Raw genomic sequence first — 247 nt, 5'->3', positions numbered from 1 at the left:
AGTCTTCTGATATTGCTTTATGTATGGAAAAAGCTTAAGAAATGCAAAATTGAATATTATACCGATTGCAGAGGTTGATTGGATCATGGGAATGTGCATTTAAAACTCCCCATTCTTTACCATTTAAAGTTGAAGGANNTTTTGGTTCTGTAAGAGTTGTATTATTACCAGCTCCAAGAGGAGTTGGATTGGTAGCACCTGAAGAAATGAAAAAGATATTTACATTANCTGGTATAAAAGATCTTTG

The 247-nt window shown here is 33.2% G+C and carries 1 protein-coding gene (only partly in view); it reads left to right on the top strand.

Going from position 1 to position 247, the window contains the following annotated elements; translation table 11 throughout:
• Window positions 1-65 precede the first annotated feature (65 nt).
• Window positions 66-247 carry the 5' portion of a hypothetical protein gene (locus LUA84_RS03740; protein WP_457913300.1) on the top strand. 118 nt of this gene lie beyond the right edge of the window, so 182 of the gene's 300 nt are visible here — the first part of the coding sequence; it begins with the start codon at window positions 66-68; its stop codon lies off the right edge, out of view.

The sequence above is a fragment of the Candidatus Nanopusillus massiliensis genome, from assembly GCF_920984865.1.
Note: the sequence above shows the minus strand (reverse complement) of the source record. Positions and strands in the feature narration are given on the sequence as shown.